We start from the raw sequence: 6300 nt of genomic DNA, 5'->3' as shown, positions 1-6300 counted from the left end.
GGCCCACGGCCTCGGCGAGTTCCCCGGCGTTCGGCTTCACCACGTCCGGCCGTTCCCCCAGCGCCGCGGTCAGGGCCCGGCCGGAGGTGTCCAGGGCGATCCGGGCACCGGCCCGGTGGACGCGGCGGACCAGTTCGGCGTACCACTCGGGTCGCAGTCCCCGCGGCAGGCTGCCGCAGCAGGCGATCCAGTCGGCGTCGGCCGACCGCGCCCGCGCGGTCTCCGGCAGCGCCTCGGCCTCGGCACCGCTGATCTCGGGGCCTGCGGCGTTGACCTTGGTGAGGGTGCCGTCGGGCTCGACCAGGGTGATGTTGACGCGGGTGGAGCCCGCGATCGGGACACCGGCCGCCTCGATGCCGCGCTCGCCGAGCAGCCGGGCGAGCTGCTCGCCCTCCGGCCCGCCGAGCGGGACGACGGCACGGGAGACGTTGACGCCCTTGCCGCCGGGGTCGACGCGGTCCGCGCCGGCCCGCAGCACGGCGCCGCGGGCCGGCGCCGGCAGTCCGTAGGTGCGGTCCGGGCCCGGGTCCGGGGTGACCGTGAGGATCATGCGCGCACCACTTCCGTGCCCTGCCGTTCGATGGCCAGGGCGTCCCCGGGGCCGAGTCCCGTGTCGGTGATGAGCAGGTCCACCTGGGAGAGGTCGCCGAAGCGGGCGAAGTGCCCCTGGCTGAACTTGGTGGAGTCGGCGAGGAGCACGACCCGGCGGGCGGCCGCGACGGCGGCCCGTTTGACGGCGGCCTCGGCCGGGTCGGGGGTGGTGAGGCCGCCGTCCGCGCGGAAGCCGCTGGTGGCCAGGAAGAGCACGTCGGCGTTGACTTCTCCGTAGGCGCGCAGGGCCCAGGCGTCGACGGCGGCGCGGGTGCGGTGCCGGACGCGGCCGCCGACGAGGTGGAGGGCGATGCCGGGGTGGTCGGCCAGCCGGGCGGCGACGGGCAGCGCGTGGGTGACGACCGTGAGGGCCGAGTCCACGGGGATCGCGGCGGCCAGGCGCGCGACGGTCGTGCCGGCGTCGAGGATCACGCTTCCACCGGCGGGCAGCTCGGTCAGTGCGGCCCGGGCGATGCGGTCCTTCTCGTCGGCGGCGGTGCCGCGCTCGACGAGGTCGGGCTCGACGTCGAGCCGCCCGGCGGGGATGGCGCCACCGTGGACGCGGCGGACCAGTCCGGCCCGGTCGAGGGCCCTCAGGTCGCGCCGGACGGTCTCGGCGGTGACCTGGAACTCCTCGGCCAGGGCCGGTACGTCGACCCGACCGCTCTCCCGGGCCAGGCGCAGGATCTCCTGCCGGCGCTCCGCAGCGTACATGGGGGTTTGCGTCCGTTTCATAACCGAATGTGTTGCTCCGGCGCCATGCTACGCGCGTACCGTCGACAAGCAGGCGCACTCGGGCATTCCTCCGGACAGGATCGGAAACGGCCCGCCTGCGGGGACGGTCAGCGCGGCGGCTCCGCGCCACGGCCCGCGCCGTGGCCCGCCCCCCGGTCCAGCGGGCCCCAGCTCCCCCGCTGCCGGGCGACCTCCTCCTCCGCCTCGGTGATCACCTGGGGGCCGACCCAGGCGATCGGCTCCACCTCCCGGACCAGCGGCTCGTTGTCGGGCCCGCGCCCGACCTCCCGGCCGCGCAGCACCCAGGGGCGGATGCCCGGGCCCTTCTGGCGGCGCAGGTGGCAGTAGTCGTACAGGCGCCGGGCGACCCACAGCCGGACGGGCCGGCGGGACCACCACGGCTCGATGTCCAGGGCGTTGACCGACAGGCCCGGCAGCGGGATGCCGGTGAGGTCGTCGGTGCTCGCCGCGTCCCCCAGGTCGGCCCGGGGCCCCCGGGACCAGCGCACGTACAGCCGCCGGCCGTTCTCGACCAGGCGGGCCAGTTCGTCGAGGGACGTGATGAGGGGCAGCTCGGACGGGACCGTCATGACCAGCGCTCGCTCCTTGGGTGTCTCGTGCCGCCCGGTTGTGAGCACGTCCAACGGACCGGGGCCGTTCGCCAAGGCTCGACCAAGGAGTGGTGCCACCGGATCGGCACCCGGTCGCGTGCCCGGTCGGCGGGAGAGGAAACACGGAGCCGGATTCCGGCCATGGACACCCCACACCCGGGCCGATCCCGCCACCGGTCCCCGCCGGGAGGTCTGAAAGGAGGGGCTCCGGGTACAGAGTCCGGCCCGAAGAACTCCTCACAGAGCGAGGTAACCTCTGGTGTCCGCAGTTCTCGGCGGTGACCCCGTACCAGGAAGTGACGCAGTGGGGGATACCAGGTTCGACCTGTCGGCTTTCAGCCTCAGCGACATGGTGCGCTGCGGGGCGGAACTGCGCAGGGCCTCCCGCGGGGCGTCGTCGCTCGACGCGGCGGCGCAGGCCGTCGCGGACTTCCTGTACCACGGCATGGCCGACGGAGCCGGCCGCAGGGCGTGTTCCCTGGTGAACCTGTTCGTGACCCGGCGCTGGAACGCCCTTCCGCCCGGGCTCCGCGCGGCGGCCTCCTCCCGGCCGGCCGCCGCTCCCCCGCCGCCGGGCACCCGCTGCCTCGCGACCGTCGCGTCCTGCGGTCCGCCCGCTGCGGGCCGGGAGTCGTCCACCGGCTTCGAACGGCTCGTCCTGCCCGTGCCCTCCGAGGAGGCGAGCCGACGGGTCCCGCTGGTCTCCCGGCTCATCGACCGCATCGGCTCCGGTTCCGTTCCCGGCGCCGGGGGGATCACCGAGGGCGCGCTGCCGCCGTCGGCCCGCTTCGACGTCCTCCACGTCGGTGACGAGGACCGGGCGCGCGGGCTGTGGGGCGAGGAGTTCGTCGCGGAGCACGGCATCCGCTCCGCCCTGGCGTTCGGCGGGCCGCTGCCGGAGGGCGAACTGTTCGCCGTCGTCATGTTCTCCCGCGTTCCGCTTCCGCCCCAGACCGCCGACCTGTTCCGCACCGTCGCCGTCAGCACCCGGATGGCGCTCCTCCCCTTCAGCGGCACGTCGCCGTCACCCGGGCCCGCCGAGCAGACGGTGCACGAGCGCGCCGCCGCCGCGGAGGCCCTGCTCGGCGCCCTGGAGGACTCCGTCCAGCGGCAGGCCGTCCATCTGGAGACCCTGGTGGCGGAGTTGAGCGCCACCGCGCGGGAACTGCGCCGTTCGCAGCGGGAACTCCAGCGCCGCGAGGAGGAACTGCGGGAGGAGGCGACGATCGTCGAGACCCTGCAGCAGGTCGGGAACACCCTGGCCGCGGAGCTGGACCTCGACGCCCTGGTGCAGCACGCGGTCGACGCCGCCACCCGGCTGACCGGGGCGGCCTTCGGGGCCTTCTTCTACAACGTCCTGGGCGAGACGGGCGAGTCCTACCTCCTGTACGTGATCTCCGGGGTGGACCGGTCGGCCTTCGACAAGTTCCCCATGCCCCGCAACACCCAGGTGTTCGAGACGACCTTCCGCGGCCTGGGCGTCCTCCGCTCCGACGACATCACCGCCGATCCCCGGTACGGCCGCAACCCGCCCCACCGCGGCATGCCCGAGGGGCACCTGCCCGTGCGCAGCTACCTCGCCGTCCCGGTGGTCTCCCGCGGCGAGGTCCTGGGCGGCTTCTTCTTCGGCCACCCCGACCGGGGCGTCTTCACCGAGCGGCACGAGCGGCTGGCCACGGGGGTGGCCGCCCAGACCGCCGTGGCGCTGCAGAACGCGCAGCTCTACCGCCGGGAGCGCAACGCAGCCATGGAGCTGCAGCGCCACCTGCTGCCCACCCTGCCCCAGGTCGACGGCATCGCGAGCACCTCGCGCTACCTGCCCGCCACCCGCGGTACGGAGGCCGGCGGCGACTGGGTCGACCTCATCCCCCTGCCCGACGGAAGAACGGCGCTGGTCGTCGGGGACGTCATGGGAAAGGGAGTGCGGGCCGCGGCCGTCATGGGGCAGATGCGCACCGCCTGCCGCGCCTACGCGCTGCTCGGCCTCTCCCCGGCCGAGGTGCTGGAGCAGCTCAGCGCCCTGGTGGACGAGATCGCCGCCGGGCGCATCATCACCTGTGCCTGCGCGCTGCTGGACGCGGACCGGGAGCGGCTGCGCCTGGCCGTCGCCGGGCACCTGCCGCCGGCACTGCGCGACCCGCACGGCCGGGTCCGCTTCCTGGACGCCACGACCGGCCCTCCGCTGGGGGTCGGCAGGCAGGCCTACTCGGAGCAGGAGATCCCCTTCCCCTCCGACGCCCGCCTGCTGATGTACACCGACGGCCTCATAGAGCGGCGGGGGCGTTCCATCGACGACGGCCTGCGGGAACTGCGGACGCTGCTGGGCGGGCCGGTCGGGGAGATCGAGGCCGACTGCGACTCCTGGGTGGACGCCCTGACCGCCGGAGGCCGGCACGACGACGACATCGCCGTGCTCTACGTCCACCGCCCCGCCGCCGGCGGCGGCCAGGACCGGACCGCGGTCGTCCGCGAGTACCCCCCGGTGTCCGACGCCGTCCCGGACGCGCGCCAACTGGTGTCCGAGACCATGCACGCCTGGGGGCTCGGCGGGCTGGCGGCCGACATGATGCTCATCGCCGACGAACTGGTGGCCAACGCCGTCCGCCACGCCAGGACACCGCTGCGCATGGAGCTGCGGCGCGCCGGGGACAGGGTCATGCTGGAGGTCACGGACAGCAGCACCGACGAGCCCCTGCTGGTGACGTCCGCTCCCGGAGGGTTCGGGCACCGGGGGATCTTCCTGATCGACGCCATCGCGACCCGCTGGGGCACCCGGTGGATCGAAGGTGGCAAGGTGGTGTGGGCGGAAGTCAAGGTGTGACCGGGCCGCCGGGACGTCTCCATCCGGGAGCAGGGGCGGACGCACCGCCGACGCGCCCCTCGTACAGAGAAACGGACAGCCGCCGAGCATGAACCGACCGCCGACCCCCCAGCCGCACGAGCCCACCGGTACGGGCGCGCCGACCGTCCCGGGGCCGCTTCCCAGCGGCCCCAGCCTGGCCATCACCTCGCACGCCGGGCAGGGGCACACCGTTGTCGTCGTCGGCGGGTCCATCGACTACCACACCTCGCCGCAGTTGCTGGGCCACCTGATGACGAAGGAGCTGCAGGGCGTGCCCCTGGTCGTCCTGGACCTGTCCCGGGTGGCGTTCTGCGACTCCAGCGGCCTGGGCGTCTTCGTCGAGGTCTTCCGGCGGCGGAGCGAGACCGGCCACCGCTTCGCGCTCGCCGCGGTCCAGCCCGAGGTCAGGCGCGTCATGGAGCTCACTCACCTGGTGGACATCCTGCCGCTCCACGCCACGGTCTCCGACGCGCTGGCGGAGGGCTGACCGCCGCGGCTCCTCAGACCTTCCGCCCGACGGCGCCGAACTGGGCGACCTCCGCCGGTCCGCCGGCGCCGTCCCCGGCACGCCAGCGGGCGCAGGAGACGATGCCCGGCTCCAGCAGCTCCGTGCCCTCGAAGAAGCGGGCGAACTCCTCCCGGTCGCGGGCGACGATCGGGGGCGTGGCGTTCTCGTTCCAGTACCGCATGGCGTCGGCGTTCGCCTCGCCGCCGAGTTCCAGCGTGGGGTGGGTGACGGCCAGGTGGCTGCCGGGGGGCACGGCGTCCAGCAGCCGCCGTACGACCGCCCGCGCCTGGTCGGTGTCGGGGATGAAGTTCAGGATGCCCAGCAGCATGATCGCCACGGGACGGGTGAAGTCCAGCGTCTCGGCGGCGGCCTGGAGTATCGCCTCCGGGTCGCGGGCGTCGGCGTCGAGGTAGTCGGTGGCGCCCTGGGGGGTGGAGGTGAGCAGGGCACGGGCGTGCGTCAGCACGACGGGGTCGTGGTCGACGTAGACGATCCGGGACTCCGGGGCGACGCGCTGGGCGACCTCGTGGGTGTTGTCGACCGTGGGCAGCCCGGTGCCGATGTCCAGGAACTGGCGGATGCCCGCCTCGCCCGCCAGGTACCGCACGGCGCGGCCCAGGAACGCCCGGTCGGCGCGGGCCACTTCGCGGATGCTGGGGTACATGCCGGTGATGTGGTCGCCGACCCGGCGGTCCACCTCGTAGTGGTCCTTGCCGCCCAGCCAGTAGTTCCACACCCGGGCGTTGTGCGCCACCTGCCGGTTCTCCCCGGCCGGTCCGCCCGGCCCGCCGCCGTTCTCCGCCATGTCTTCCTCCCCGCCCCGCTGCCGTGGGCCCTCCCCCGCGACGGCGTACCGCCGCGACCGCGTTCCGGGCCGCCATCATGCCGAACCGGGGAGGGCGCCGCACACCCGGGCGGGTCACGGGCGCGTGCCCGGGGCCACGGCCGGTGAGGCCCGGCTCCGGGCTCCTGGTCGGCGGGCTCCCGGTCGGCGGTGACGGTGGCCTCCTCGT

The 6300-nt window shown here is 74.6% G+C and carries 6 protein-coding genes; 2 read left to right on the top strand and 4 right to left on the bottom strand.

Features of this window, described 5'->3' with window-relative positions:
• From VE546_RS24630 to VE546_RS24620, 3 genes are all read right to left on the bottom strand, one after another.
• Window positions 1-550, bottom strand: a 550-nt coding sequence (locus tag VE546_RS24630; protein ID WP_324926004.1) for a 1-phosphofructokinase family hexose kinase, incomplete at its 3' end; no start/stop codon positions are given.
• On the bottom strand, window positions 547-1305 hold the full coding sequence (locus tag VE546_RS24625; RefSeq protein ID WP_324926002.1) for a DeoR/GlpR family DNA-binding transcription regulator: 759 nt from the start codon (window positions 1303-1305) through the stop codon (window positions 547-549). The genes VE546_RS24625 and VE546_RS24630, both read right to left, overlap by 4 nt.
• Before the next feature lie 128 nt (window positions 1306-1433).
• Window positions 1434-1916: a DUF6098 family protein gene (locus VE546_RS24620; protein WP_324926000.1), complete on the bottom strand. Its 483-nt coding sequence runs from the start codon at window positions 1914-1916 to the stop codon at window positions 1434-1436.
• Between the two features lie 325 nt (window positions 1917-2241).
• Between VE546_RS24620 and VE546_RS24615 the strand changes: the two genes are divergently transcribed.
• A complete protein-coding gene (locus VE546_RS24615) occupies window positions 2242-4758 on the top strand; it encodes an ATP-binding SpoIIE family protein phosphatase (RefSeq protein WP_324925998.1) in 2517 nt (838 codons plus the stop codon).
• Window positions 4759-4846: 88 nt separating this feature from the next.
• Entirely contained in the window at window positions 4847-5266 is a 420-nt protein-coding gene (locus VE546_RS24610) for an STAS domain-containing protein (RefSeq protein WP_324925996.1), read from the top strand.
• A 13-nt stretch (window positions 5267-5279) separates the two neighbouring features.
• On the opposite strand, the gene VE546_RS24605 is transcribed toward VE546_RS24610, so the two are convergent.
• Window positions 5280-6092 carry an SAM-dependent methyltransferase gene (locus VE546_RS24605; protein ID WP_324925994.1) on the bottom strand — a complete coding sequence of 271 codons (813 nt, stop codon included), beginning with the start codon at window positions 6090-6092 and terminating at the stop codon, window positions 5280-5282.
• Between the last annotated feature and the right edge of the window lie 208 nt (window positions 6093-6300).

The organism is Streptomyces sp. (assembly GCF_035644915.1).
In the GTDB taxonomy this organism is placed as follows: domain Bacteria; phylum Actinomycetota; class Actinomycetes; order Streptomycetales; family Streptomycetaceae; genus Streptomyces.
The sequence above is the reverse complement of the archived record's forward strand: the minus strand, read 5'-3'. Positions and strand labels throughout refer to the sequence as shown.

What these genes read in the sequence shown, in the direction of transcription:
- VE546_RS24625 (WP_324926002.1), bottom strand. Translation starts at nt 1,305, where the DNA reads ATGTACGCTGCGGAGCGCCGGCAGGAGATCCTGCGCCTGGCCCGGGAG.
- VE546_RS24620 (WP_324926000.1), bottom strand. Translation starts at nt 1,916, where the DNA reads ATGACGGTCCCGTCCGAGCTGCCCCTCATCACGTCCCTCGACGAACTG.
- VE546_RS24610 (WP_324925996.1), top strand. Translation starts at nt 4,847, where the DNA reads ATGAACCGACCGCCGACCCCCCAGCCGCACGAGCCCACCGGTACGGGC.
- VE546_RS24605 (WP_324925994.1), bottom strand. Translation starts at nt 6,092, where the DNA reads ATGGCGGAGAACGGCGGCGGGCCGGGCGGACCGGCCGGGGAGAACCGG.